Below are 25,298 nucleotides of genomic sequence, written 5' to 3'. Positions count from 1 at the left end.
TCAGGCGGCTCATTTGGCCGTCTTGAGGTGTTCCCAGGCCCAGCGCAGGCGGATGAAGGTGTCGGCATCGCCCCCCCGATCCGGATGGTGTTGCAGTGCCAGCTCACGCCAGCGGCGGCGGATGGCGTCAGGCCCTGCCCCGGTCGGCAGGGCGAACAGGGTCAGCGCCTCGGCCCTGTGTTCATCCCGCTCACAGGCCCGCCAGAAGCTGCCGAGCAGGGCTTCCACCTCCTCCCGGTCTGTCTGCCAGAACACCTGCCAGTCGAGGTAGTAACTGCGCAGCGCCTCACCCTGGGCGAGGGCGCTTGCCGTGTTGCGAGGAGCGAGCGGTTCGAGCCGGATATCCAGGGTGCTGATCAGCAGCCACCACCCTTCATCGTGGAGCTCGGCCTGCAGCTGGTAGAGGGCGTTCATGATGAGGAAGTTGAGCCGAAACAGCTGCTGCTGCTCGTCCCCCGGCAGAGGCGGGATGAGCTCCTGGCGGCGCAGCTCGGCCAGCAGCTCGTGCACCTTGTAGCTGCCGCTGGCCTGCCTGAGCAGTGCCAGCAGCGGGGCGAGCAGCGGGTTGGCGGTCGATTCGGCAGAGTTCACTGGCCGGCCCCCTCTTTGGGGGGCTGCAGGGCGATCAGCAGCTCCCCGGCCAGCGGCTCGACGGGTCCGGTGACGATGCGGGTCCGCCCCTTGCCGTCCAGCACGAACAGCGGGATGGCGCCCGGGTTGGCCTCCTGGTACTGGGCCCAGTCGAACGCCTCGCTCAGCCGGGTTGCCTTGATCTGGCCGCCCCGGCTCAGCAGGCCGCTCAGCCTGGCGTAGTTGATGTCTGGGCCGAACAGGTTCTGGCGAGCGCGGAAGGTGGCGCTCTCCCGGTTGGCTTTGCCGTGCTGCTCGCTGGAGCGCAACGAGTAGACCTTCTCCTCGCCGTAGAGGTGGGCGAAGTGCAGCACGCCGAGGGCGTTGTTGTGGCGGTTGGGGGAGAGGGCCAGCACGGTACTGATGCTGGTGAGCGGCAGGTGCAGCTCGGCGTGTTCGGATTGCGGGTTGCCGAAGTAGCAGGGCAGGTTGCTCATCCGCGCCTGTCGGCAGAACTCCCAGGCTGGATCGCAGAGCTGGACCGGTACCCCCTGATCCGCCAGTGCCCGGCCGATGGCCCGCGCCACCGAGTTGGCTCCTATGATGAGCCAGGTGTTGGGGGCGCTCTGGCGCATCTTGAGCAGCCCGGCCAGCGGTGCCGAAGTGAGGCTCTGCAGCACCACGGTGGAGATGATCACCGCAAACACCAGGGGGACCAGCTTGTCGGCATCGGCAATGCCGGCCTCATGCAGGCTGATGGCGAAGGAGGCGCTGACCGCCGCCGCCACTATGCCGCGCGGCGCGATCCAGCCGAGCAGGGCGCGGGCCCGCCAGGAGAGATCGGATCCCCAGGTGGAGACCAGGATGCAGAGCGGACGCGCCACGAACTGCACCACGCACAGCAGCGCCAGCACCATGGGGCCGAGCTGCCAGAGCTGGGCCAGATCGAGGCGGGCCGCCAGCAGGATGAAGAGGGAGGAGATGAGGATGACGGCGAGATCCTCCTTGAAGGCCAGCACCTCCTCCAGATCCAGCCCCTCCTGATTGGCGAGCCAGATGCCGAACACGGTCACCGCCAGCAGGCCGGATTCGTGGCTGAGCCAGTTGGAGAGGCTGAAGGTGACCAGCACCAGCGCCAGTACGCCGAACTTGTGCAGACTGACCGGCAGCCAGTCCTTGCGGATCAGCAGGGTGGTGAGCCAGCCGGCACCGACCCCGATGAGCGAGCCCACCCCCACCGTCTTGGCCAGCGCCAGCAGGGTGTGACCGACCAGATCCCCCTGACTGCCGAGGCGTACCGCCTCGAATACCAGCACCGCAAACAGGGCGCCGATGGGATCGATGACGATCCCCTCCCAGCGCAGGATGCGGTCCACCTCCCGGGTCGGGCGGATCACGTTGAGCATGGGGGCGACCACGGTAGGGCCGGTCACCACCAGCACGGCGCCGAGTACCATGGCGACCCGCCAGTCCAGCCCCAGCAGGAAGTAACCGGCGCTGCCGATGACGGCGAAGCTCACCAGCATGCCGGTGGAGCAGAGGTTGCGCACCACCTTGCCGATCCCCTTGAGCTCGGCCAGGTGCAGGGTGAGCGCCCCCTCGAACAGGATGATGGCGACCGACAGAGAGACCAGCGGGAACAGCAGGTCGCCGAGCAGGGCATCGGGGTCGAGCAGGCCGCCGACCGGCCCCAGCAACAGGCCGGTGAGCAGTAGAAACAGGATGGCGGGCACCCGCAGCGACCAGGCCAGCCACTGGGCCAGCACTGAGACCAGGGCGATCCCGGCCAGGGAGAGAGCAATCATGCAGACCTCGGTTGGGGCAATGGACCTGGAGGAAGTGTAGTGGGGAAGATGGTCAGATTGACACCAGCCGGCGGCGGGAACAAGGGGGAAGCGGATCGCGCGACAGCGGGCGTCACGGGGGCATGGCTGCGGGAGAGGGGCGGGGTGTGGCCGCTGGCTACGGCCACCAGCCGGATTAGATGGGGCTCTCTTTGTGGAGTTCGGTGACGCAGTCGGCCACCGCCAGCACCAGCGCCGAGCGCACCACCTGATCGAGCCGGTTCAGCTGCATCTGGTAGAAGGGCCAGTCCTCCTCGTTGGCGGGGGCCTCCTGCGGCATCATGCCGCCCTGGCTGACACCGTGCAGACGTGCCAGCAGATCGCGGATCGGCTTGTCGCTGAAGCGGTAATCCTTGGGGTCGCGTACCAGAAAATCGCGGATTTTCAGGTAAGCCTCGAGATCCTGATAGCGCTCGAGGGAGATGAGGCCGAGGGCGAAGATGAGCTTGAGGCGTACCTCCAGCTGGCCGAGGGGGCCGCTCTGGTTGAGCAAAGGTTCGATGGCGTACTTGACGGCATACTCCTCCTGACGGAACGCGCGTCGCATCAGGGAGTCGACCGCCTCTTCCAGGATGGTGACGACCTCGAGAAAGAAGCCGCGGGGGCCATCCTGCTCGTTCAGTCGTTCCAGTACTTCATCTTCCTGGTGTGTGGTCATAAGTGCATTGGGTCCAGCTGACTGGGAGAGAGTGGGCCTCTCTCCCGGTTTTTATCGTATGAGGCGCTTAGGTGGCCGGCCTGCGCGGGCCGGCACGGTGGCGCCTCATCAGGTCACTTCAAATTGCCATAACGGGTGACGATGGCGCTGACGATGTCGCTGTCGGCGGCCAGGCCGGTGATGCGCGCCAGGGCCTGGGCCGGGCCCAGCTCCGCCAGCAGCTGTTGCAGCTCCACCGCCTGCGGGTCATCGGCATTGCGATAGTGCAACGCCGCGGCGATCCCCTCCTGCAGGTGATCGTTCGGCAAGCCGTACTCCAGGGTGCCGAGCAGCGGTTTCACCAGCCGATCCCCCGCCGCCAGCTTGCGCAGCGGCTGACGGCCGACCCGGTCAATCTCGTCCACCAGATAGGGGTTGGCGAAGCGGGCCAGGATCTTCTCGATGTAGGCGGCGTGCAGGCGCGGGTCGAAACCGTAGCGTTGCACCAGCACGGCGCCGCTCTCCTCCATGGCGCGGCGTACCTTGCTGCGGATCAGCGGATCCTCGATCGCCTCGCGAATGGTGCGATAGCCCCTCAGCTTGCCGAGGTAGGCAGTGACGATGTGGCCGGTGTTGAGGGTGAACAGCTTGCGCTCGACGAAGGCCATCAGGTTGTCGGTGGGCTCCATGCCCGCCACCTGCGGCAGCTCGCCCTTGAACTGGGTCTGGTCGACGATCCACTCGCTGAAGCTCTCCACCGTCACTTCCAGTGGATCATCGTTGGCCGCCGCCGGCGGGACGATGCGGTCCACCGCCGAATCGACGAAGCCGATGCAGGCGTCGAGGGTGGCATGATACGCGACCGGCAGGTACTTGAGTACCTCCTGCTTGAGGTGGCTGGTGCCGCGCACCATGTTCTCGCAGGCGATGACGTTGAGCGGCGTCAGGTTGCCGGCATCGAAGCGGGCCTGCAGCCCCTGGGCCAGGGTGCTGGCAATCTTGTCCAGAATGTTGGGGCCGACCGCGGTGGTGACCAGATCGGCGGTGATGATGCGGGCGATCACCTCGTGGCCGGCGGAGCTCACCGCCGCCACGTTGCGCACCACGTCCAGCTTCTGATCTGCTCCCACCACGTGCACCTTGTACTCCTGGCGGTGGTTGAGCTGGTCGATCAGGGTCTCGTTGACGTCGGCGAAGGTGACCTGATGGTTGGCGTCAGCCAGCAGTTTTCCGATGAAGCCGCGACCGATATTACCGGCACCAAAATGCAATGTTTTCATGATATTAACCTCTTGAACCAAAGACGATGAAGGACGATCAGGCAGCCTGTTCGGCACCCAGCAGATCCAGGAACTCCTGGGGATCCTGAGTGCTGGCCAGCCGGTCGATAAGGCCGGGTTCGTCCAGTGCATTGGTCAGGCGGGTTATCACCTGCATGTGTTCGTCGTTGCGGGCGGCGATGCCGATCACCAGCCGCGCCACTTCATCGGCTGCCTCGCCGAAGGCGACCCCGGCCGGGTATTGGCAGATGACGATGCCGGTGCGCTTCACAAACTCCTTGGCGGCGATGGTGCCGTGCGGCACGGCGATGGATTCGCCGAGGTAGGTGGAGACCAGCTGTTCACGCTCCAGCATGGCGTTGACGTAGTCGGGCGCCACGTAGCCCCGCTCCGCCAGCAGCTTGCCGGCAGCCCGGATGGCGGCCTCCTTGTTGTCGGCCTTGAGCCCCAGGTGCACGTCATGACGGCTCAGGGTGAACACTTCGGCGGCCTGCGGCTCGTAGCTGTCGTCGTTGGCAGCCACCAGCAACTGCGGGTTGGCGACGTCATCGTTGGCGGCCTGGGTCAGGCTCTGTACCAGCTCCTGATAGAGGCCGTTGTCGAGGAAGTTGGTGAGCGAAATGTGGTGAGCGTGCGGCGCGTGGCGACGGGCCCGCTCGGTCAGATCCTTGTGGGTGATGACCCAGTCCACCTGATCGTCAAGCTGATCGATGGCGCGGTTGGTGACGCTGATGTCGAGGCCGGCGGCCTGCACCCGCTTGCGCAGCAGGCCGGCGCCCATGGCGCTGGAGCCCATGCCCGCATCGCAGGCGACGACGATGTTGCGTACCGCCATCAGTTCACCGCCCGGCTTCTTGGCTGCTGCGCTCTCGGGCTTGGCACCCTTCATGGCTTTCATCTTGCGGGTGGCTTCACCCAATGCATCGGCCTCGTCGGCTTCCGGCTGCTGGGCACGCACGAACACGGCGGCGACCAGGAAGGAGACCAGGGTGGCGCTGATGATGGAGAGAGCAACCCCTATGAGGGAGGCTTTCGGCGTCATCAACAGCACGGCGAAGATGGAACCCGGCGAGGCGGGGGAGACCAGACCTGCGTTGAACAGGGTCAGGGTGAACACCCCGGTCATGCCGCCGGCGATCACCGCCAGGATCAGGCGCGGGTTCATCAGCACGTACGGGAAGTAAATCTCGTGGATGCCGCCGAAGAAGTGGATGATGGAGGCACCGGCAGCGGACTGCTTGGCGGCGCCGCGACCGAACACCATGTAGGCCAGCAGCACGCCCATGCCCGGGCCCGGGTTCGCTTCGATCAGGAAGAAGATGGAGCGGCCGTGCTCGGTGGCCTGCTGGATCCCCAGCGGCGAGAAGATGCCGTGGTTGATGGCGTTGTTGAGGAACAGGATCTTGGCCGGCTCGACGAAGATGGAGGTGAGCGGCAGCAGGTTGTTGTCCACCAGGAAGCCGACGCCACCGGCCAGCACGCCGGAGAGCACCTTGACGAAGGGGCCGATCACGAAGAAGGCGAGGATCGCCAGCAGCATGCCGATGAGGCCGGCGGAGAAGTTGTTGACCAGCATCTCGAAGCCGCTCTTGACGCGACCTTCCATCGCCTTGTCGAAACGCTTGATGGCCCAGCCACCGAGCGGGCCGACCATCATGGCGCCCATGAACATGGGGATGTCGGTCCCCACGATGACGCCCATGGTGGTGATGGCACCGACCACGCCGCCGCGCTCACCGCCCATCAGCTTGCCGCCGGTATAGCCAATCAGCAGCGGCAGCAGGTAGGTGATCATGGGGCCGACCAGCTTGGCCAGCGTTTCGCTCGGCAGCCAGCCGGTGGGGATGAAGAGGGCGGTAATAAAGCCCCAGGCGATGAAGGCGCCTATGTTGGGCATGACCATATTGGACAGGAAGCGTCCAAAATTCTGTATCTTGACTTTGGTATCCGGTGATAACATGTCGGGACCCCGTTTTAAGCCTGTTTGATTAAAAGTGGTAGTCGGGCTGGCCGGTTTTGCCGAACCGCCATCCCTGTCGTCTAAGCAACTTCAATCTACCAGCTTGTGATCAAATTAGGCTGAAAACGGGGTGTCTTGTGACGCAGATCTCAAATACCCCGACCTCCCCCCTCCCTTCATAGTGATGTCGATCACATTCACTCTCTGTATTTCGGCTACATTTCGATCTTTGCTGCCTCCACTATCGTTTTTATGTGACATAAGTCACTCTTTGCTGTTTGCGCAAACTCGTTGTCAATGTGATCTGTTTCTCATTTCTATTATTTGTATTCAATTGGAGCAATTCACCCAACCTGAAAACTGAGGATGTTGACGATGGATTGATTGAATTAGCACTCAAATAACCAATGAATCAATTATTTTGTAGCCTACTTTCAGTTTTTCATGCTCTCCTTCAGCCGCAGAGCCGGCGCATCAGCCACTCCAGCGGGCCTCGCTCGAAGCGCTGACTCCAGAGATTGGCAAACAGCAGGGCCGCCAGGGCGAAGAGGCCGGTGGCCAGCACTACTTCGGGCAGATCCTGCCCCTGCAGCCAGCCGATCGCCTCCAGCATCCCCATGCCGAGCATGATGTGGGCCAGATAGAGGGTCAGGGTCTGCCGGCCGACCGGCAGCCACACTCGCCACCAGCGGGCCTCGGGCAGGGCGCGTCCCAGCCAGAGGCAGAGGGCGATCAGGGTGCTGGCCGAACCCATGCCGAACAGCAGGTAGAGCGGCGCCGGGGGAATGGGCTGGGTCGCCAGCAGCGGTGCCAGCTCTGGGTTCGGCAAGAGGGTCGGCAACCAGAGCGAGAGCCCCTTGGCCAGCACCATGGCACTCACACCACCGGCCAGCAGCCAGCGCTGGGTGAGCGGATTGGCCAGAGACTGGCGGCTCAGCCAGAGGCCGTAGAGCAGAAAGCCCAGCCAGGGCACCACAGGGTGCCAGCCGTTGAACAGCAGATTGCGGACGAAGCCGGCCAGGGTCCAGAACTCGGGATAGCTGAAGCTGTGCCACTGCCAGCCCCGATCATAGTCGAGCAGGAACAGCAGCCCCACGAAGCTTGCCGCCAGCAGCGGGATCAGGGCCAGCAGCCAGGGGGAGGGAAGCCGGAGACAGCAGGCCCCCAGCAGAAAGTAGACGGCGTAGTAGTGGATGATGTCGGCCGGAAACACCAGGTAGTTGAGCAGCCCCACGATCAGCAGAAACAGGGCCCGCCTGGCGGTGTGGGTCATGGCCGCCGACCACGCCAGCTTGCGGCGGAGCGCCCCTCCAGTGCATCCAGCAGGGGCTTGAGCCAGGCCGGCCCACCCGCCAACACCCCCATGGCGATGCGAAAGTTCACCAGCACCATGCCGAGCAGGGCCATGGCGCGGGCCAGATCCAGTCCTTCCAGTCGATGGTGCGGGGTCGTCATGGTGGTGACTCCTTGAGGTGATCAGCAGGCTGGGCCCAACAGCTGGTCCAGCAGGGACGGCAACCTTTGTTCCACCGGTGCCTGCTCTGGATGCAGGGCCAGGGCGTGGCGCAGGGCTTGCCCCTCCAGCGCGTCCAGCAGCAGCTGGGCGGTGAGGTCCGGCTGCAGGTGGGTTGCCAGCTCCCCCGCCTGCTGGCCACGGCGCACCGTCGCCGCCAGGGCATCGCACAGCTGGCGCTGGTTGCTGGCGAAGGTGGCCGCCATCTCGGGATGGCGGGTCAGCTCGGCCAGGATCTCGGTGCCGAGCAGCAGGTTCTCCGGGGTGAGCGACCAGGCGAGGTAGCCGGCGGCGAAGCGGGCCAGCGCCGCCCGGGCCGGCCCCTGTGCCAGCGCATCCAGCAGGGGTTGCAGCTCGGCCGCCTCCAGCGAGGCGATGTGGGCGATCAGCTCCTCCTTGCGGGCGAAGTGGTTGTAGAGGTTGCCAAGGCTCACCCCGGCAGCGGCGGCGATGTCGCGCATGCCGGTCTGGTGGAAGCCCCGCTCGATAAAGCAGCCGAGCGCCGCCTGGATGATCTGCTCGCGCCGCTGCTCCAGCCGCAGGTTGTTGGGGGTCATAGTGATGCCTCTTGCCTGAAAATTTTATATGAGCGAACGTTCGTTCATTGGCGGATCCACTCTATGCCCGTGACGAGCCACTGGCAAGCTAGGGGGGGCGTACAAAAAGTGATCTACTGACCAGGCGGGCGGCATGACCCAATAAAAAAGCCCGCAGGGTGCGGGCTTTTGCAAGGAGGAGAGGGCTGGCTTATTCAGCCTTGGGAGCTTCCGCCGCCGGTGCGGCCTCGGCTTCGCTCACCGGGGCGACCGGCGCCGGGCCCGGCACCAGCTCTACCGCCGGCTTGGCGATGAGGGAGCGGGTCTCTTCCACCGCTTCGGTCAGCTTGACCTCGATGATCTGGCCGAGCTCGTAGACCACTTCGGTCTTGTCCAGATAGACGCGGCCGTTGTCCCAGTTGCACTCCAGCCGCTCCTTGTTGTCGAGGATGTGGCGGGCGGGCATGAACACCACGGCACCGTTCTCCTGCAGGCGCAGCTTGAGGCCGGCACGCATCACGTCGATGATCTCGGCGTTGAACACCTTGTCGGTACCCGCATCGGCCTTCAGGTAGCGCACATAGAGCCAGTCGCCGATGTCACGCTCCACCATGCGGTGCAGGCGACGGCAGGCGGTCAGGTGCTCGGTCAGCTCCAGGCTCGGGCGCTCACCCGGGGTCTTGCCGGCGATGACGGCCTTGAGCAGGCGATGGTTGACCATGTCGCCGTACTTGCGGATCGGTGAGGTCCAGGTGGCGTAGGCATCCAGCCCCAGGCCGTAGTGGGCACCCGGTTCGGCGGACATCAGCGCATAGCTCTGGAAGCGGCGGATCTTGCCGTCCAGCCAGCGGGTGTCCAGGCTGTCGATCCAGCGGCGCAGGGCGCAGAAGCCGGACAGGCTGGCGATCTCTTCCTTCTCGAACGGGGCCTCGGCGCTTTTCAGCAGATCGATGGCACCGTCGAGGGACTCCTCGTCAAAGCCAGTGTGGACGTTGAAGATGCCGTAACCGACGCTCTTGCCCAGCACGCGGCCGGCGCAGATGTTGGCGGCGATCATCGACTCTTCCACCATGCGGTTGGCGATGCGGCGCGGCTCGACGTGGATGGCCAGCACAGCACCGTTCTCACCCAGCTCGAAGTCGTAGTCGGGGCGGTCCGGGAACACCAGGGCGTGCTCGGTGCGCCACTTGATGCGCGCCTCGGTCATCGCCTTCATCAGCGGCAGCTGGGCCAGCACGCCTGCGTCGATATCCAGCGCTTTGCCGTGTTCGGCCCAGTCGGAGACATCGTCATAGTTGAGGCGGGCGTGGGAGCAGATGCGGGCGGCGAAGAACTCGGTCTCCTCCAGCAGTAGGCCATCCTCGGCGATCAGCAGACGGGCGCACAGGGTGTTGCGTTCCTCGCCCTCTTTCAGGGAGCAGAGCTCGTCGGAGAGGGTGCGCGGGATCATGGGCACGTTGCGGCCCGGCATGTAGACGGTGAAGGCGCGCTGGGCGGCCTCCTTGTCCAGCTCGCTCCCTTCGGCCACATAGGCGGTCGGGTCGGCGATGGCGACCAGCAGCTCCCAGCCGTTGTCCAGCTTGCGGATGGCCAGGGCATCGTCCATGTCCTTGGTCTTGGCGCCGTCGATGGTGAAGAAGGGGGTCGCGGTCAGATCGGTGCGGGGCAGCTCTTCCTCTTCGATCACCTTCCACTCCGGCAGATCCGCCGGCTCGACCTGGGCCAGGTTGTGGCGCGCCAGCACCACCCACCAGGGCACGTTGTGATCTTCCTGGGCGGCGATCTTCTGGGTGATCTCGGCGGAGAAGTTGCCGTCCACCAGGGCGTGACGCTTGAGGGTGGCGACCACCCAGTCCCCTTCCTTGAACTCTTTTTCGTCCAGACCCTTCTTGACGCGGGCCTTGATGGCATCCTTGATCAGCGGATGATCGGCCACCACGTTGAGGCGGTCGCGGAACATCTTGACCCGGGCCACGAAGCGGGTGACGGACTGCTCCAGCAGCTCATCCGGCTCGGCAACTTCCTTCTCTTTCTCGGTGCGGATCAGGGCGGTCACCCGGTCACCGTGCATCACCTTTTTCATGTAGGGAGGCGGCACGAAATAGCTGGTCTTCTCATCGACCTCCAGGAAGCCGAAGCCCCGATCGGAGGCGCGGATCACACCCTCTTTCTTGGGGATGTTTTCGCGGATTTGTTGCTTGAGCTGGGCCAGCAGCGGATTGTCTTGGAACATAAATGGGGAACCTGAGTGGAGACCTGGTGGTTAATCGCCCAGCACTATACGTTTTTACCCCTCCAAAGCCAAGGTGAATGGCCCTGTCAGGGGCGTTGCAGCGCCCGGCGACCCTGCTCGATCAGGCGCTGGGATATCTGTTTGTGCAGCCCGCGCTCCAGCACCCAGCGGTGCCAGTAGAGTCGTTCTACCAGGTGCTGATCCGGGTTGAGATCGAGCAATGACCCCTCCGCCAGCTGGCGACGGATCTGCAGTTCCGGGATGAGGCAGCAGGCCAGCCCCTGCTCGGCCATGGCGACGAAGGCCTCGGACGAGCGCACCGTGTGGCAGGGGTAGCCGCCGGGCTCCAGCCCGAAGTGGCGGGCCATGTAGCTGACGTGCATGTCGTCACGCTGATCGAAGGCCACCGCCGGCGCCTTGGCCAGCGCCGCCAGGGTCAGCCCCTGTGGGAAGTGGCGCTCGACGAAGGCGGGGCTGGCGGTGAGCAGGTAACGCATCTCGCCGAGCTCGTCGACGCAGCAGCCCGCCAGTGGCTGGCCGTGCAGGCTGACGGCACCGAACGCCTGCCCCTCGCGCACCCGATCCAGGGTGCGGCTCTCGTCATCCACCAGCAGGTTGAGCTCGATGGGGTGCTGTTCCAGCAGCGGCGCCAGGGCGGGCAGAAACCAGGTGGCCAGGCTGTCGGCATTGACGGCGATGCTGACCCGGATCGGCGCCTGGGGTTCGGCGGGAGAGAGCTCGCCGGCCAGCTCCAGTTCCAGCTGGCGTACCTGGCGGTAGTGGGCCAGCAGCTTCTGCCCGAGCGCGGTGGCCTGCAGCGGCTGGCCGCGAATGATCAGCGGCTCGGCAAACTGCTGCTCCAGCTGCTTGATGCGCTGGGAGATGGCGGACTGGGTGATGTGCAGGCGCTGGGCGGCCCGCTCGAAGTTTTGCTCCTGCATCACCGCATCCAGCGCCAGCAGCAGCTTGTAGTCCAACGCCTTCATCAGCATTCCTTATCAGCAGGGAGATTGAGAAGGGATGCTACTCAAGTGGTGGCGAGAGAACAACCGGAGAGCGCTGAAAATGTCGGCAGCGCAGGCGGGACAAGGGCTGTGGGGTCAAAGCGGGTTTGTCACTGTGAGATGTGACAGTGGTGGTCAAAAGGTATTCAGGGGATACTCTTTTGCGTCCGTTTTTGCATGGGGTGGAAACGGGCCATAGCGAGAACTTTTAATCCCGGGTCTTACCCCGGGATTTTTTTGCGTCACCCTTATTCGGTGACCAGCTCGCGGGCTTCGTCATAGGCACCCTGCAGGGGCTGACCGACGGCACGGGCGAAACGCTCGTCCAGATGGAAGCGGATCCCCACTCCGCGCACGGCGCCCAGATCCACCGCCTGGCGGTGACCGAGCCGCTCGATGGGCAGGCCGAGGCGGCGGAAGATGCGTTCCACCGGCAGGCTGACCACGGCGACCAGCTCACGGATCCCCTTCGCCCTGGCGAAGGCATAGACCTCGCGGAAGATGACGCAGGTCAGCTCGCTGACCCCGTTGCCCAGGCGCGGTGCCCGTTCGGCATCGATGGCGAGGCGGGTCAGTTCCCACACGTCGTTGCTGCGCGGCGGGGCTTCGCCGGCGAGGGCGGTGGGGAAGATGCTGGGCAGCATGTAATCCTGGGCACAACTGAGCAGACGGATGCAGCCGCACAGGCCTGAGTCGTCTTCAATCAGAACCCAATGGGTGTCAGGGGTATCGAAACTGTCCTGCTCCAGACCACGGTGAGATTCCACATCCCAGCCGAGGCGATCGGAGAAGACGCGATTGCGAAAGCGATAAAGCTCGTTTTCTACCTCCCATCTGGGGTGTTCTTTTAATTTTCCTTTGAAAACAAGCATTCAGATGTCTCCATTTCAGTGTTCGGCGCTATAATCGAGGCCCTGGCCAGGGGGGCTAGCCTATGAAACAAGACCAACTGCTTGAGTACCTCGAACATTTCACTTCGGTAACGGACGGGGATCGTCTGGCCGAGTTGATCGGTCGGTTCACGCTCGGTATGGGTTACGACTACTACCGGTTTGCGCTGATCATTCCCATGTCGATGCAAAGACCCAAGGTGGTGCTGTTCAATCAGTGCCCCGACTCCTGGGTGCAGGCCTATACGGCAAACCATATGCTGGCCTGTGATCCCATCATTCAATTGGCCCGCAAGCAGACCTTGCCCATTTACTGGAACCGGCTGGATGAGCGAGCACGTTTTCTGCAAGAGGGCAGTCTGGACGTGATGGGGTTGGCGGCGGAGTTCGGGCTGCGCAACGGCATCTCGTTTCCGTTGCACGGGGCGGCGGGAGAAAACGGCATACTGTCGTTCATCACCGCCGAGCGGGCATCGAGCGATCTGCTGCTGGAGTCCTCGCCCGTCCTCTCCTGGATGTCCAACTACATCTTCGAGGCGGCGATCCGGATTGTGCGGGTCAGTCTGCGGGACGATGACCCTCAGGAGGCCCTGACTGACCGGGAGACCGAATGCCTGTTCTGGGCCAGTGAAGGGAAAACGTCGAGTGAAATCGCCTGCATCCTGGGGATCACGGAGCGAACCGTGAACTACCATCTCAATCAGGTCACCCGTAAAACGGGGTCGATGAATCGCTACCAGGCCATCGCCAAGGGGGTGAGCAGTGGCATCTTGCTGCCCAATCTCGAGCAGGTCGTGGTCACCAACTTCCCCAAGCTGATGCAATAAAACCCGATGATTCTCGGGGCAGAGTGACTGGCTAACAATTGTCAGATCCTGCAATTGACAGCCATGAACGGGTCTAGCCCCTTCTACCTCGAAGGGGTTGGGTCGAGCCCTCTGTCATTAGCAAAACAAATTGCTCAGCAGATTAATGAATTTCTCTAAACGTCTGGCCGCCCCTTATAGTGCCGTCCAATCACTCTGCTGGACGGTTCATCCATGTTTGCAACCACCCTGCAAGGCTTCACCCTAGGCCTTGCCATGATCATCCCCATCGGTGCCCAGAATGCCTTCGTGCTGAGCCGGGGCATCCACCGCAACCACCATCTGCTGACGGCGACCCTCTGCTGCCTGTGCGATCTCGTGCTGATCGGCATCGGGGTGTTCGGCGGCGCCAACCTGCTGGCGGCCAGCCCGATCGGACTGGCCCTGCTGACCTGGGGTGGCGTGCTGTTCCTCGGCTGGTTCGGTATCCGTTCCCTGCGCAGCGCCTGGCGCGGGCAGGGGGCTGCACTTGCTGACTCGCCCCAGCTGATGGGGGTCAAGAGCGTGCTGGCCATGACCCTCGGGGTGACCCTGCTCAACCCCCACGTCTACCTGGATACCCTGATGCTGCTCGGCTCCTTCGGCAGCCAGTTTGCCGAGGAGCTGCGCCCCGCCTTCGCGGCGGGGGCCATGCTGGCCTCGCTGGTCTGGTTCTACAGCCTGGCGTTCGGGGCGGCCGCCCTCTCGCCCTGGCTTGCTCGCGGCAGGGTACAGCAAGCTATTGATACTATTGTTGGTTTCATCATGCTGGGGTTGGCGCTGCAGCTGGCGAGCGGGGCTTTGCTGGCGTCATAAGGCTATTTTTGTGCCGCACCTCATAAAAATTCACCCCGGCTTCATCCGCTGACATATTCGTCTGTTAAATTCCCGTCGCTGGTAAAGCGACACTCTAATAAAAGGGACAAAACAGTGAATAAATCCATGAAGCTGGGTGCTATTGCAGCCATCGTGCTGTTGTCTGCCTGTAGCAACGAAAACGACAGCAAGACGCAACCGGGCGAGGTTGCCCTGCGTCTGATCCAGACCTCCGACATCCACTCCAACGTGCTGGGGTACGACTACTACCAGAACAAGGAGGATCGCAAGTTCGGCCTCTCCCGCACCGCGCTGCTGATCCTCGCGGCCCGCGCCGAAAACCCCAACAACCTGCTGCTCGACAACGGCGACCTGATCCAGGGCACGCCGCTGGCGGACTACATCTTCGAGCAGTCCGGTGCCGGCTACCTCGACAAGCAGGCCCACCCGGTGTTCAAGGCGATGAACGAGCTCGGCTACGACGCCGGCAACCTGGGCAACCACGAGTTCAACTACGGGCTGGATTACCTCACCAAGACCCTGCAGGGAGCCAAGTTCCCCTATGTGAACGCCAACGTGTTCGAGGCGGGCGCCTTCAAGCGCGATGCCAAGGGGCAAATAGACTGGAGCGGCAACAAGTTCACCCCCTACCTGCTGCTGGAGCGCAAGGTGAAGGATGACAAGGGCCAGCTGCAGACCGTCAAGGTCGGCATCCTGGGGCTGACCCCGCCGCAGGTGCTGCAGTGGGACAAGCGCCATCTGGAAGGCAAGGTGGTGGTGGCCGACATGGTCGAGACCGCCAATCACTATGTGCCCGAGCTGCGCGCCAAGGGCGCCGACGTGGTCGTCGTTGTTGCCCACACCGGCATCAACGCCAGCAGCTACGAGGCCATGATGGAGAACTCCGCCTGGCACCTGGCCAAGGTGAAGGGGGTGGATGCCCTGATGCTGGGCCACGCCCACAAGAACTTCCCGGGTGACTTCCCGGATCTGCCGGAGGTGGACAACCAGGCCGGTACCCTGAGCGGCATTCCGACCGTGATGCCTGGCTACTGGGGCAACCACCTCGGCATCATCGACCTCAAGCTGGAGCAGGTGGACGGCAAGTGGCAGGTGAAGCAGAGCCAGGCCAGCCTGCGCAAGATCGACTCCAGCGAGGGCAGCGCGGTGGATCAGCGGGTGGTGGACCTGGTACAGGCCGACCACGACGCCACCAACCAGTGGCTGGACGAGCCGCTTGGCAAGATCACCTCCTCCATCCACAGCTTCTTCGCCCTGGTGCAGGACGATCCCTCGGTACAGCTGGTGAGCGATGCCCAGCGCCGCTACGCCGAGCAGTTGCAAAAAGATGGTCTGCTCAAGGAGTCCTACCCCATCCTGTCGGTGGCGGCACCGTTCCGTGGCGGTCGCAACGGCATCAACGACTTCACCTACGTGGCCCAGGGCGACATCTCCCTGCGCAACGTCTCCGACCTCTACATCTATCCGAACACCCTGCAGGTGGTCGAGGTGAACGGGGCCACCGTCAAGGAGTGGCTGGAGATGAGTGCCGGCCAGTTCAACCAGATCGACTCCGGCAAGACTGAGGTGCAGTGGCTGGTGAACGAGAAGTTCCCCACCTACAACTTCGACGTGATCGACGGGGTCAACTACGAGGTGGATATCACCCAGCCGGCCCGTTACAACAAGGAAGGGGCCAAGGTCAGCGACGGCCAGCGCATCAGCAGCCTCACCTTCAACGGCCAGCCCATCGATCCGGCCCAGAAGTTCTACGTGGTGACCAACAACTACCGTGCCAGCGGCGGCGGCCACTTCCCGGGCATCGACGGCAGCAACATCGTCCATGAAGATCCCTTCGAGACGCGCGAGATCATCGCCCAGTACCTGAAGGCCCAGTCTGCCGAGAACCCGGCCGGCTTCAGCCCGGCGGCCAACAACAACTGGCACATGAAGGCCCTGCCGGCCAACGTGGACGTGCGGCTCTACTCCTCGCCCCGCGAGGAGGCCAAACAGCTGGCCGGTGCGGATCTGGAGTACAAGTCCACTCTGCCGATGGATGACGCCCAGCACCCTGGCTACGCCATCTTCCGGCTGGTTCGCCAGTAATTCCCGGCCGACATGGCAATAAAAAAAGCCCTCGCACAGCGAGGGCTTTTTCATGGGCGGAGGCCTAGATGGCTTAGTTGACCACGGCCACGTTGATGGTGCCGTTGCCCTGGGTCATGCGGACCCGGGCGCCCGGTACGAAGGTGGGACTGGCCTTTTGCACCACCACGATGGATTCGCCGTTCTCTTTCTTGATCTCGAGCTCGACGCCGTCCACCTGATTGAGCTTGTCACCGGCCGCCTTGCCCGCCGCTGCACCCGCGATGGCGCCACCGGCCGCGGCGATGTCGCTGCCGCGCCCGCCGCCGATGGTGCTGCCGAGCAGGCCGCCGACCACGGCGCCGCCTATGGTGCCGATCAACGAGTTCTCATCGGCCTGGATCTTGACCGGGCGTGTGGAGAGGATGGTGCCGTAGCTGACGGTCTGTACCTGCTTGGCGCGATCCTTGGTGTAGACATCGCCGGAGTAGACGTCGCTGTTGGCACAGCCGCTGAGGGTGGTGGCGGTGGTGGTGGCCAACAGGGCGATGAGGGTAATGCGTTTCAACATGATGGGCCTCCTGGGCTGGCATCTAATCTGGTTTGTTCGGTCAGTGATTCAACTCTACGCCAACCGGATTGAGCATGAAACCAGCAAAGTGTAACCAATTATAAGGCCCGGACCCTGTAAACCCCGTCCCCACCGGCTCAGTCGAGCCGTTTTTCCAGCAGCAGGCGATCCTCGCCTTGGCCGAAATAGTCGCGCTCCTCGGCCAGTTGCTGATAACCGAGTCGAAAGTAGAGGCGCTGGGCCGGATTGGCCGGATCCACCGTCAGTCTGACCCGCTCGATCCCCAGTTTCAGCAGTGACTGCTCCACCTGCAGCATCATGCGTTCGGCCAGGCCGAAGCCGCGCGCCTCCGGCAGCACCGCCAGCGACAGCAGCCAGCCCTGCGACCGATCCTGTCCCAGTCCACCCAGGGCATAGCCCAGCAGCCTACCGTCCAGCTCGGCTACCAGCAGCAGCTCGGGCCACAGATCCATGGCCTGGCGGAAGAAGAAGCCGGGATAGACATCCTCCCCGAATACATTGACGTCGATCTGCCAGATGGCGTGCATGTCGGTGTGAGTGGCGGTGCGCAGCAGGGGCGGGGTGTGGTGCATCAAAACTCCTTCGGTCAATATTGGCGAAAGGTGATGCCCTGGGTCTGTACCTTGCGGTCGCTGCCGCCTCGCCATTGGGCAGGGCGCGCCAGCTCGCGGACATCCAGAGCGGTATAGGCGATATCGTGGTGAAACAGGCTCTCGGCGAGCGACTGGCGCAGTGCGAGCAGCCGCTGATCGTCGAGTTGCCAGCCACTGGCAAGCTCGGGCGCGCTCTCGTGGCGGTAGAGCGCGAAGTAGTAATGGAGCCAGCGGGGCGGCAGTTTATGGATCCTGGCCTGGGTCAGCAACTGCCCCGCACTGTATTGCTCGCGGGCACCATACTCTTTGGCCAGGATAGCCGACATCGCCAGATAGCGACGCAGGGCCCGACGCTCACGAAAACGGGTAAACCAGCCCATCTTATCTCCACTGTCAGATGCAGACCGCAGAGGCGGTCCGGACGGGATGGAGTCTACCGGCTGATTCCTGAATCCAGCATGAGTGATCAGGGGGGAAGCGGGCGGCTGTGGGGGCGTCTGGGGGCCTTGCGACGACTGTCCAGCAGGTGGCGCAGGGCCAGCCAGGGGTGATGCCACAGCATGCGCGGGCCGCTCCACTTCATCACCAGTTGGATCTGCTTGCGCATGGCCGGGGCATAACAGTGGATGTGGCAGTTGGCACAGGTGGGTTTGTGGCCGTGACCATAGCGGCAGCGGCGCAGCCGCTGGTGGGCGAACTCCTGCAACTGCTGGCAGTGCCGGCAGGCGGGGTCCTGGTGATGGTGGTCGCAGTAGAGGCGGATCATGGCGCTGACCGTCTGCTGCTCCCGCTTGAGCCTGGGGTGCATGGGCGCCTTGTCGGCGCGGGCCGGGCGCGCGGGGTGGGAGTGATGGGTCGTCATGAGGGGCATTGTCCTGACCTGGGGCGGCGGGGCCTTGATACAGGTCAAACCGGCGGGCAAAAAAACAGGGCCCGCAGGCCCTGTTTTATCAGACAAGCAGAGTTGTCTGCGCTTAGATGAGGCTGGTCGCCTGTTCCAGCCAGGCGAGATCCTCACCCTCCAGCAGCGGGCTGAGACGGCGGTAGACCTCGACGTGGTACTCGTTGATCCAGCGGAACTCGGCCGGGCTCAGCAGGCTGCGATCGATCAGGCGGGTATCGAACGGTACATAGGTCAGCCGCTCGAAGCCCAGCATCGGCAGCTCGCCGATCTGCTCCTGTTCGGTGACCACCACCAGGTTCTCGCAGCGGATGCCGAAGGCATCTTCCCGGTAGTAGCCGGGTTCGTTGGAGAGCACCATGCCCGGCTGCAGGGCTACCAGGCTGCCCTTGGGGGCGATGCGCTGCGGGCCTTCGTGCACGCTGAGGAAGTGGCCGACGCCGTGGCCGGTGCCGTGGTCGTAGTTGTAACCGGCCTGCCACAGCGGCATGCGGGCCAGCACGTCGAGCTGGATGCCGGCGGTGCCGCGCGGGAAGCGGGCCTGATCCAGGGCGATGTGACCCTGCAACACCCGGGTGAACATTGCCTTGTGCTCGTCGGTCAGCTCACCCACCTTGATGGTGCGGGTGATGTCGGTGGTGCCGTCCAGATACTGGGCGCCGGAGTCCACCAGATAGATGCTGTCCTGACCAAAGGTGCGCGGGGTGCCGTTGGTGTGGCGGTAGTGGCACATGGCGGCGTTGGGGCCGAGCGCCGAGATGGTGTCGAAGCTCGGCTCGACGTAGTGCTCCTGCTCGCGGCGGAAGGCTTCCAGCTGGTCGGCCAGGGTGCCTTCATCCACGCCGTCGAACTCGCCGCTGGCGATCAGCCGATCCAGCCAGGCCAGGAAGCGGGTGACGGCGACACCGTCGCGCAGATGGGCGGCACGCATGCCGGCCAGCTCCACTTCGTTCTTGCACGCCTTCGGCAGCATGGTCGGATCCTGACCGGCTACCAGGATGGCGCCCGCCTCTTCCATGACCAGCTGGGTCCAGGCGTTGGCGGTGTTGGGATCGGCCAGCACCTTCTGCTGATCTTCGCCGATGCGCTTGAGCACATCACCCAGTTTGTCGATGGGGTAGACGGAGACATCCTGCCCCACGTGCTGGCTGAAGGCGAAGCAGTCGATCTTGTCGGTGTCGACGAAGAAATCCATGGTGGCGTTGGCGTAGAGCACCGCAAAGCCCAGCACCACCGGCAGCCGCTCCACGTCGCGACCACGCAGGTTGAGCAGCCAGTTGATGGGCTCGGCCTGGGTCAGCAGCACCGCATCCAGCCCGCGCTTGCGCAGATCGCTGGCCAGCAGCTCACGCTTGGCCTGGCTGGACTGGCCCGCCAGCGCCTCGCTGTAGAGGATGGCCGGATTCTTGGTGGGAGCGGGGCGATCGCTCCAGTGCAGATCGATGGGGTTCTGATCAACACGCACCAGCTCGATGCCGCGCTCGGTCAGGATCTCTTTGGCGTGTCGATACCAGGCCAGGCTGTGCAGGCGGGCATCGAAGCCGACCCGTGAACCGGCAGGCAGCTGCTCGGCCAGCCACTGCACGTGGGGATCTTCGTTCAGATGGAGAAACTCGAAGAGCTCGGCCGGTGCCTGCATGCGGGCCTGCACCGTGTAACGACCGTCGATGAACAGGGCCGCCCGCTGCGCCAGTATGATGGCGAGGCCGGCGGAGCCGTTGAAACCCGTGATCCAGTCCAGTCGCTCGGCGTAGGCGGGAATGTACTCCCCCAGGTGCTCGTCGTCATGGGGGACGATGAAGGCGTCCAGCTCCATCATGGCCAGTTCGGCCCTGACCTGGGCGACGCGGGTTTCAATAATCTCGAAATGATTCATGTCGTTAATGCCAGATTGTAGTGATGTGAGTGTTCAGTGGTTGTGGCCGCTGTCCAGGATCCGCTTGATTGACTGGCCAGCCGCCTCGATATGTTGCTTGAGCAGTACCACCGCCTCGTGTTTGCGGCGGGCGCGGCACAGCTCCAGCAGCTGGGCGTGTTCCCGCTCCGCCTTGTCGACGCCATCGCTGGCGAACAGCAGCTCGAAGCGCACATAGCGGTCACAGCTCAGATTGATCTGGGCGATCAGCTCCAGTGCCTGGGGGCGGCCGGCGGCCTGATAGAGGGTGGCGTGAAAACTGTGGTTCAGTTCGGCCCAGTGTTCGATCTGGGTGCCCGACTCGAGGGCCTGGTCGAACTGGGCGAGGATCGCCTGCGCCTTGGCGAAGGTCTCCTCCGTCATCAGGTCGACGGCGTGGAACAGGGTATCGGCTTCCAGCAGGGCTCGCAAATAAAAGAGCTCCTCGATGGCCGCGGCGTCCAGCATGGTGACCACGGCGCCGCGGTGGGCCTCGAACTTCACCAGCCCCTGAGCCTCCAGCTGCATCAGGGCCTCCCGCACCGGAATGCGGCTCACCGCCAGCTCCTTGGCGATGGCGTCCTGGCGCAGGGGGGCGCCGGCGGGAAACTCACCGCGCAGGATCCGGCCACGGAGGTTTTCCATCACCATTTGGGTACGGGTCTTGTAGGGTGGGGTCATGATCGGGTCACAGGGGAATCGTTACAAAATTGTATATTGTATAAAGTTGGGCTGAATCTAACGCGCAAGGGCCCACAAGGCAAGGTTTGGCGGGAGTCAAACGCCGCGCTCTGCTCAAAAAAATACCGGTCAGCTGGGCTGACCGGTATGAGATTGGTTGTGAACGGGGTCGCTGTTACAGCTGCGGACCCGCCGCGACCAGACGCTTGCCTTCGTCGTTGTCGGTGAAGCGCTCGAAGTTCTTGATGAAACGCTGGGCCAGATCCTGCGCCTTGGCATCCCACTCGGCCTTGTTGGCGTAAGTGTCGCGCGGGTCGAGGATCGCCGGGTTCACGTCGTGCAGGGCGGTCGGCACTTCCAGATTGAAGATCGGCAGCACCTTGGTCTCAGCCTTCTCGATGGAGCCATCCAGGATGGCGTCGATGATGGCGCGGGTATCCTTGATGGAGATTCGCTTGCCGGTGCCGTTCCAGCCGGTGTTGACCAGATAGGCTTCTGCGCCGGCCGCTTCCATCCGTTTCACCAGCTCCTGACCGTACTTGGTCGGGTGCAGGGAGAGGAAGGCCGCGCCGAAGCAGGAGGAGAAGGTCGGGGTCGGCTCTGTGATGCCGCGCTCGGTACCGGCCAGCTTGGCGGTGAAGCCAGACAGGAAGTGGTACTTGGTCTGCTCCTTGGTCAGCTTGGAGACCGGGGGCAGCACACCGAAGGCGTCGGCGGTCAGGAAGATCACCTTGGTGGCGTGACCCGCCTTGGAAACCGGCTTGACGATGTTCTCGATGTGATAGATGGGGTAGGAGACCCGGGTGTTCTCGGTCTTGGAGCCATCGTCGAAGTCGATGGTGCCGTCGGCCGCCACGGTCACGTTCTCCAGCAGCGCATCGCGACGGATGGCGTTGTAGATGTCCGGCTCGGCTTCCTTGGAGAGCTTGATGGTCTTGGCGTAGCAGCCCCCTTCGAAGTTGAACACGCCGTCGTCGTCCCAGCCGTGCTCGTCATCGCCGATCAGCTGACGCTTGGGATCGGTGGAGAGGGTGGTCTTGCCGGTGCCGGAGAGGCCGAAGAAGATGGCCACGTCGCCGTCCTGGCCCACGTTGGCGGAGCAGTGCATGGAGGCGATGCCGCGCAGGGGCAGGAAGTAGTTCATCATGGAGAACATCCCCTTCTTCATCTCGCCACCGTACCAGGTGCCGCCGATGAGCTGGATCTTCTCGGTCAGGTTGAAGGCGACGAAGTTCTCGGAGTTGAGACCCTGTTCCTTCCAGTTCGGGTTGGTGCACTTGGCACCGTTCATCACCACGAAGTCCGGTTTGAAGGTTTTCAGCTCTTCATCGCTCGGGCGAATGAACATGTTTTTCACGAAGTGAGCCTGCCAGGCTACCTCGGTGATGATGCGCACGGCCAGGCGGGTGTCCGGGTTGGCACCGCAGAAGCCGTCCACCACGAACAGGCGCTTGCCGGAGAGCTGCTTGGTCACCAGGGATTTCAGATGTGACCACACTTCCGGGCTGATGGCTTTGTTATCGTTTTTACCCTGGTCAGACCACCACACAGTATTCTGGGTAGTGGCGTCTTTGACGATATATTTATCTTTCGGGGAGCGGCCGGTGAAGATGCCGGTATTGACATTGACGGCCCCCAGTTCGGTCACCACGCCGCGCTCGAACCCTTCCAGGTCGGCACGAGTCTCTTCCGCGAACAGCTGGTCGTAGGAAGGGTTGCGCAGGATTTCAGTGGAGTTCTTGATACCGTACTGGTCCAGTCCTAATTGTTGGGCCAGGGTGGGTTCTGCCACGATTGTCATTGTATTCTCCTGGGTTCAGAGGTTGGTAGGGTTCTATCTGGCGTTCATCCTATCACTTAGGTGGTAGAGTTTAGCGATCGCCATCAAACTTTATAAAATAGGGTATTTTTTTGTTATTTAAGTTAAAGGCGGGTTTTGCCCGCCTTCAATTAGTGTAACTTGTTTGCATCATTACCGGGAGCCCCGCTGAACAGGGTTTCGACATCGATCCCGTCAAATTCGTACTGGGCGCCACAATAATCACAGTGCATGCCGATCTTGCCGAGCTCCTGCACCATCTCCATTACCTCTTCCTTCTCGATCTGCAACAGGGCCCCTTCGCAACGCTCGCGGGAGCAGGTGCAGCGGAACTCGACCGCCTGCGGATCGAATACCCGCACCTTGTCCTGGTGGTAGAGACGGTAGAGGATCTCTTCCGCTTCCAGGCCGAACAGCTCTTCATCCTTGATGGTGCTGGTGAGCTGGGTCAGGTGCTCGAAGTCGTCGCCGTGATCCTCGCTCTGGGCGGGCAGCTCTTGCAGCAGGATGCCGGCGGCGCGCGGTGCGCCTTGGTGGTAGCCGGTGCGGATCCAGAGCTTGGTCGCCAGCTGTTCGGACTGGGTAAAATACTGCTCCAGGCAGCCGGCCAGGGTGTCGGCGTCCAGCGCTATGATGCCCTGATAGCGTTCACCCTGCTCCGGGGTGATGGTGATGACCAGCTGGCCTTCCCCGATCAGGCTCTGCAGCTTGTCATCGCTCGGCAGCTCACCCTCGTAGCGGGCCACGCCGCGCAGCTGCTGGTTGTTGTCGCCGTTGATGACGGCCAGCCGTACCGGGCCGTTGCCCTGCAGCTGTACCGTGATGGAGCCTTCGAACTTGAGGGTGGCGGTCAGCAGGCTGGTGGCGACCAGCAGTTCACCCAGCAGTTTTTGCACCTGTACCGGGTAGTTCTGAGCCTCCACCACGTGGCGGTAGGTGTGGTCCAGCTGGACCAGCTCGCCCCGGACTTCGTACTCTTCGAACAGATAGCGATACAGGAGATCTTGGTTACTCATCATGCATTCCTGGGTTCTTCGGTGGGGTAAATAGATAAAAACATTAATAAACAGGTGGTTAGGAACTTATTCCGCCATCTGTCGTCATAAAAGGGCCATCTTGGCGGGTCAATATTGCTTGACCTTGATCAGCTGGCGCCGCTCCTGCTTGTCGGGGCGACGCTCGGGGCTCGGGGCAAACTGGCTGTTGAAGCGGCGTGCCTCGCTGTTTTCCGCCCGTCGTTTCAGGCTGGCCTCGGTCTCTTCATAGAGCTGCTGGGCCAGCGGGGCGGATTTGCGCTGCTCGCTCACCTCGAGCACCCGCACCTCCCGCTCGTCCTGGCCCTGCCAGAAACGAATGAGGGCGCCGACCTCGACATGCTTGCCCGGCTTGCTGCGCTGGCCGTTGTAGTGCACCTTGCCCCCTTCAATCTGGTCGCGGGCCAGGCTGCGGGTCTTGTAAAAACGTGCCGCCCACAACCACTTGTCGAGACGGACCTGGGTTGGGATTTCTGCGGGGTTCGGCATGAATCGACTCCGGAATGGCTGAAAGGGGTGCCTGATTATACCAGAGGCAGGCCCTGGGATAGAAACAGGGGGCCCAAGGGTGTGACGGAATGTCAATTTTCGCAGCTTACTCCCATCCGGTCGGTTGTCTCTGGGTCCATTGCCGTACACAATAGCCAACCGATTTGGATGCCAGAAAATATTGATAAACATGACGCTACCGTTCAGGGATGACTTGTTGAGCTCCCTTCTGGCCCGTTGTAAAACCGTGCCACTCTCCCGTTTCAGCCAGCCTCTGTTCTGGCTTCTGCTGCTGTTGCTGGCCCACCAGTGTGCCGGTCTCACCTGGCGTCTGCTGGATCTCGGCAGCCGCCCCGTCAGTCAGCCCTGGCAGCCGTCGGTGGTAGCCAGTCAGGGCCAGGGTTCAAGCCGGCTCGATCTGAGCGGCGTCAGCCGGCTGGCGCTGTTCGGCAAGGCCAAGCAGCAGGCCCAGGCGGCCGATGTTGTCGCAGCCGATGCTCCCAAGACCCAGCTCAACGCCCAGCTCAATGGCGTGCTGGCCAGTTCGGATCCCGCCAAGTCCATCGCCATCATCGCCCACAACGGGCTGCAGAACTCCTATGGCATCGGTGACCTCATCGACGGCACCCAGGCCAAGATCCGCCAGGTATTTGCCGACCGTGTCATCATCGAGCGGGATGGGCGCGACGAGACCCTGATGCTGGACGGGGAAGAGTACGGCAAGCCGCTGCCCCAGCAGGGCAAGCAGGACGACAAGCTCTCCTCGGTGCGCAACGAACTGATGGGCAACCCCGGCAAGATCACTGATTACCTCAATATTTCCCCGGTCCGGGTCGATGGTCGCATGGTCGGCTATCGCCTCAATCCGGGTCGCAATCCGGAACTGTTCAATCAACTCGGGCTGGTCGCCAACGACATGGCGGTCAGCATCAACGGGCTGGATCTGCGGGATAACGCTCAGGCCATGCAGGCGATGCAGCAGGTGGCTGGCGCAACGGAAATGACCGTCACCGTCGAGCGGCAAGGACAGCTCTACGACGTTTATGTCGGCTTGTCAGAATAATGAATTGGAGTAGCACCAA

At 63.1% G+C, this 25,298-nt stretch carries 22 protein-coding genes and 1 pseudogene; 4 read left to right on the top strand and 19 right to left on the bottom strand.

Annotation, left to right across the window (positions count from 1 at the left end; all coding sequences use genetic code 11):
• Positions 1-9: 9 nt before the first annotated feature.
• The 10 genes and pseudogenes from ACB033_RS13415 to ACB033_RS13370 form a co-directional block, all read right to left on the bottom strand.
• The gene (locus ACB033_RS13415; RefSeq protein ID WP_010635248.1) at positions 10-591 is read right to left on the bottom strand and encodes a DNA-J related domain-containing protein; all 582 of its coding nucleotides are present in this window, start codon (positions 589-591) and stop codon (positions 10-12) included.
• On the bottom strand, positions 588-2,375 hold the full coding sequence (locus ACB033_RS13410; protein ID WP_010635247.1) for a sodium:proton antiporter: 1,788 nt from the start codon (positions 2,373-2,375) through the stop codon (positions 588-590). Before ACB033_RS13410 ends, ACB033_RS13415 begins: the two co-directional genes overlap by 4 nt.
• 175 nt (positions 2,376-2,550) lie before the next feature.
• Complete coding sequence (locus ACB033_RS13405; protein WP_005308438.1) at positions 2,551-3,072, bottom strand: MltR family transcriptional regulator; 522 nt, start codon at positions 3,070-3,072, stop codon at positions 2,551-2,553.
• 113 nt (positions 3,073-3,185) lie between these two features.
• Positions 3,186-4,331, bottom strand: coding sequence for a mannitol-1-phosphate 5-dehydrogenase (locus tag ACB033_RS13400; RefSeq protein WP_162519915.1), 1,146 nt, complete (start codon positions 4,329-4,331; stop codon positions 3,186-3,188).
• Positions 4,332-4,368: 37 nt separating this feature from the next.
• Entirely contained in the window at positions 4,369-6,291 is a 1,923-nt protein-coding gene (locus ACB033_RS13395; protein WP_139725812.1) for a PTS mannitol transporter subunit IICBA, read from the bottom strand.
• 454 nt (positions 6,292-6,745) lie between these two features.
• A pseudogene (locus ACB033_RS13390) lies at positions 6,746-7,746 on the bottom strand (DUF418 domain-containing protein).
• A gap of 21 nt (positions 7,747-7,767) precedes the next feature.
• Positions 7,768-8,361, bottom strand: a complete 594-nt coding sequence (locus ACB033_RS13385) for a TetR/AcrR family transcriptional regulator (protein WP_139725810.1) — start codon at positions 8,359-8,361, stop codon at positions 7,768-7,770.
• Positions 8,362-8,551: 190 nt separating this feature from the next.
• Positions 8,552-10,573, bottom strand: a complete 2,022-nt coding sequence (locus tag ACB033_RS13380; RefSeq protein ID WP_042008632.1) for an exoribonuclease II — start codon at positions 10,571-10,573, stop codon at positions 8,552-8,554.
• 86 nt (positions 10,574-10,659) lie between these two features.
• Complete coding sequence (locus ACB033_RS13375; protein WP_139725809.1) at positions 10,660-11,559, bottom strand: LysR family transcriptional regulator ArgP; 900 nt, start codon at positions 11,557-11,559, stop codon at positions 10,660-10,662.
• 266 nt (positions 11,560-11,825) lie between these two features.
• Positions 11,826-12,449 carry an acyl-homoserine-lactone synthase gene (locus ACB033_RS13370; protein WP_005308454.1) on the bottom strand — a complete coding sequence of 208 codons (624 nt, stop codon included), beginning with the start codon at positions 12,447-12,449 and terminating at the stop codon, positions 11,826-11,828.
• A gap of 62 nt (positions 12,450-12,511) precedes the next feature.
• Here ACB033_RS13370 and ACB033_RS13365 point away from each other — a divergent pair, with 62 nt between their 5' ends.
• The 3 genes from ACB033_RS13365 (at position 12,512) to ACB033_RS13355 (ending at position 16,234) form a co-directional block, all read left to right on the top strand.
• Positions 12,512-13,294 carry a LuxR family transcriptional regulator gene (locus tag ACB033_RS13365; RefSeq protein WP_005308457.1) on the top strand — a complete coding sequence of 261 codons (783 nt, stop codon included), beginning with the start codon at positions 12,512-12,514 and terminating at the stop codon, positions 13,292-13,294.
• A 213-nt stretch (positions 13,295-13,507) separates the two neighbouring features.
• Positions 13,508-14,128 (top strand): L-lysine exporter, encoded by a 621-nt coding sequence (lysE, locus tag ACB033_RS13360; protein WP_005308459.1) that lies wholly within the window; start codon positions 13,508-13,510, stop codon positions 14,126-14,128.
• A gap of 126 nt (positions 14,129-14,254) precedes the next feature.
• Positions 14,255-16,234, top strand: a complete 1,980-nt coding sequence (locus ACB033_RS13355; RefSeq protein ID WP_371140560.1) for a bifunctional 2',3'-cyclic-nucleotide 2'-phosphodiesterase/3'-nucleotidase — start codon at positions 14,255-14,257, stop codon at positions 16,232-16,234.
• A 73-nt stretch (positions 16,235-16,307) separates the two neighbouring features.
• On the opposite strand, the gene ACB033_RS13350 is transcribed toward ACB033_RS13355, so the two are convergent.
• From ACB033_RS13350 to hslR, 9 genes are all read right to left on the bottom strand, one after another.
• Positions 16,308-16,784 (bottom strand): glycine zipper 2TM domain-containing protein, encoded by a 477-nt coding sequence (locus tag ACB033_RS13350; protein ID WP_005308463.1) that lies wholly within the window; start codon positions 16,782-16,784, stop codon positions 16,308-16,310.
• A 137-nt stretch (positions 16,785-16,921) separates the two neighbouring features.
• Complete coding sequence (locus tag ACB033_RS13345; RefSeq protein WP_139725807.1) at positions 16,922-17,377, bottom strand: N-acetyltransferase; 456 nt, start codon at positions 17,375-17,377, stop codon at positions 16,922-16,924.
• 14 nt (positions 17,378-17,391) lie between these two features.
• Positions 17,392-17,778, bottom strand: a complete 387-nt coding sequence (locus tag ACB033_RS13340) for a DUF6559 family protein (RefSeq protein ID WP_052248732.1) — start codon at positions 17,776-17,778, stop codon at positions 17,392-17,394.
• An 86-nt stretch (positions 17,779-17,864) separates the two neighbouring features.
• Positions 17,865-18,260, bottom strand: a complete 396-nt coding sequence (locus ACB033_RS13335) for a nitrous oxide-stimulated promoter family protein (RefSeq protein ID WP_162518692.1) — start codon at positions 18,258-18,260, stop codon at positions 17,865-17,867.
• A 112-nt stretch (positions 18,261-18,372) separates the two neighbouring features.
• Positions 18,373-20,175: an aminopeptidase P family protein gene (locus tag ACB033_RS13330; RefSeq protein ID WP_054544010.1), complete on the bottom strand. Its 1,803-nt coding sequence runs from the start codon at positions 20,173-20,175 to the stop codon at positions 18,373-18,375.
• 33 nt (positions 20,176-20,208) lie between these two features.
• Positions 20,209-20,874 carry a GntR family transcriptional regulator gene (locus ACB033_RS13325; RefSeq protein WP_017783592.1) on the bottom strand — a complete coding sequence of 222 codons (666 nt, stop codon included), beginning with the start codon at positions 20,872-20,874 and terminating at the stop codon, positions 20,209-20,211.
• Between the two features lie 175 nt (positions 20,875-21,049).
• Complete coding sequence (gene pckA, locus ACB033_RS13320; RefSeq protein WP_017765220.1) at positions 21,050-22,675, bottom strand: phosphoenolpyruvate carboxykinase (ATP); 1,626 nt, start codon at positions 22,673-22,675, stop codon at positions 21,050-21,052.
• Between the two features lie 149 nt (positions 22,676-22,824).
• Positions 22,825-23,709: an Hsp33 family molecular chaperone HslO gene (gene hslO, locus ACB033_RS13315; protein ID WP_371140553.1), complete on the bottom strand. Its 885-nt coding sequence runs from the start codon at positions 23,707-23,709 to the stop codon at positions 22,825-22,827.
• 108 nt (positions 23,710-23,817) lie between these two features.
• A complete protein-coding gene (gene hslR, locus ACB033_RS13310) occupies positions 23,818-24,216 on the bottom strand; it encodes a ribosome-associated heat shock protein Hsp15 (protein WP_017765222.1) in 399 nt (132 codons plus the stop codon).
• 214 nt (positions 24,217-24,430) lie between these two features.
• Between hslR and exeC the strand changes: the two genes are divergently transcribed.
• On the top strand, positions 24,431-25,279 hold the full coding sequence (gene exeC, locus ACB033_RS13305) for a GspC family type II secretion system variant ExeC (RefSeq protein WP_272943020.1): 849 nt from the start codon (positions 24,431-24,433) through the stop codon (positions 25,277-25,279).
• Positions 25,280-25,298: the final 19 nt, after the last annotated feature.

The sequence above is a fragment of the Aeromonas sp. S15(2024) genome (genome assembly GCF_041402265.1).
Classification (GTDB): domain Bacteria; phylum Pseudomonadota; class Gammaproteobacteria; order Enterobacterales; family Aeromonadaceae; genus Aeromonas; species Aeromonas dhakensis.
The sequence above is the reverse complement of the archived record's forward strand: the minus strand, read 5'-3'. Positions and strand labels throughout refer to the sequence as shown.

Excerpts from the sequence above, each read along its gene's own strand:
- ACB033_RS13410 (WP_010635247.1), bottom strand. The coding sequence starts at position 2,375 with ATGATTGCTCTCTCCCTGGCCGGGATCGCCCTGGTCTCAGTGCTGGCC.
- ACB033_RS13405 (WP_005308438.1), bottom strand. The coding sequence starts at position 3,072 with ATGACCACACACCAGGAAGATGAAGTACTGGAACGACTGAACGAGCAG.
- ACB033_RS13400 (WP_162519915.1), bottom strand. The coding sequence starts at position 4,331 with ATGAAAACATTGCATTTTGGTGCCGGTAATATCGGTCGCGGCTTCATC.
- ACB033_RS13395 (WP_139725812.1), bottom strand. The coding sequence starts at position 6,291 with ATGTTATCACCGGATACCAAAGTCAAGATACAGAATTTTGGACGCTTC.
- ACB033_RS13385 (WP_139725810.1), bottom strand. The coding sequence starts at position 8,361 with ATGACCCCCAACAACCTGCGGCTGGAGCAGCGGCGCGAGCAGATCATC.
- ACB033_RS13380 (WP_042008632.1), bottom strand. The coding sequence starts at position 10,573 with ATGTTCCAAGACAATCCGCTGCTGGCCCAGCTCAAGCAACAAATCCGC.
- ACB033_RS13375 (WP_139725809.1), bottom strand. The coding sequence starts at position 11,559 with ATGAAGGCGTTGGACTACAAGCTGCTGCTGGCGCTGGATGCGGTGATG.
- ACB033_RS13370 (WP_005308454.1), bottom strand. The coding sequence starts at position 12,449 with ATGCTTGTTTTCAAAGGAAAATTAAAAGAACACCCCAGATGGGAGGTA.
- ACB033_RS13365 (WP_005308457.1), top strand. The coding sequence starts at position 12,512 with ATGAAACAAGACCAACTGCTTGAGTACCTCGAACATTTCACTTCGGTA.
- lysE (WP_005308459.1), top strand. The coding sequence starts at position 13,508 with ATGTTTGCAACCACCCTGCAAGGCTTCACCCTAGGCCTTGCCATGATC.
- ACB033_RS13355 (WP_371140560.1), top strand. The coding sequence starts at position 14,255 with ATGAAGCTGGGTGCTATTGCAGCCATCGTGCTGTTGTCTGCCTGTAGC.
- ACB033_RS13350 (WP_005308463.1), bottom strand. The coding sequence starts at position 16,784 with ATGTTGAAACGCATTACCCTCATCGCCCTGTTGGCCACCACCACCGCC.
- ACB033_RS13345 (WP_139725807.1), bottom strand. The coding sequence starts at position 17,377 with ATGCACCACACCCCGCCCCTGCTGCGCACCGCCACTCACACCGACATG.
- ACB033_RS13340 (WP_052248732.1), bottom strand. The coding sequence starts at position 17,778 with ATGGGCTGGTTTACCCGTTTTCGTGAGCGTCGGGCCCTGCGTCGCTAT.
- ACB033_RS13335 (WP_162518692.1), bottom strand. The coding sequence starts at position 18,260 with ATGACGACCCATCACTCCCACCCCGCGCGCCCGGCCCGCGCCGACAAG.
- ACB033_RS13330 (WP_054544010.1), bottom strand. The coding sequence starts at position 20,175 with ATGAATCATTTCGAGATTATTGAAACCCGCGTCGCCCAGGTCAGGGCC.
- ACB033_RS13325 (WP_017783592.1), bottom strand. The coding sequence starts at position 20,874 with ATGACCCCACCCTACAAGACCCGTACCCAAATGGTGATGGAAAACCTC.
- pckA (WP_017765220.1), bottom strand. The coding sequence starts at position 22,675 with ATGACAATCGTGGCAGAACCCACCCTGGCCCAACAATTAGGACTGGAC.
- hslO (WP_371140553.1), bottom strand. The coding sequence starts at position 23,709 with ATGAGTAACCAAGATCTCCTGTATCGCTATCTGTTCGAAGAGTACGAA.
- hslR (WP_017765222.1), bottom strand. The coding sequence starts at position 24,216 with ATGCCGAACCCCGCAGAAATCCCAACCCAGGTCCGTCTCGACAAGTGG.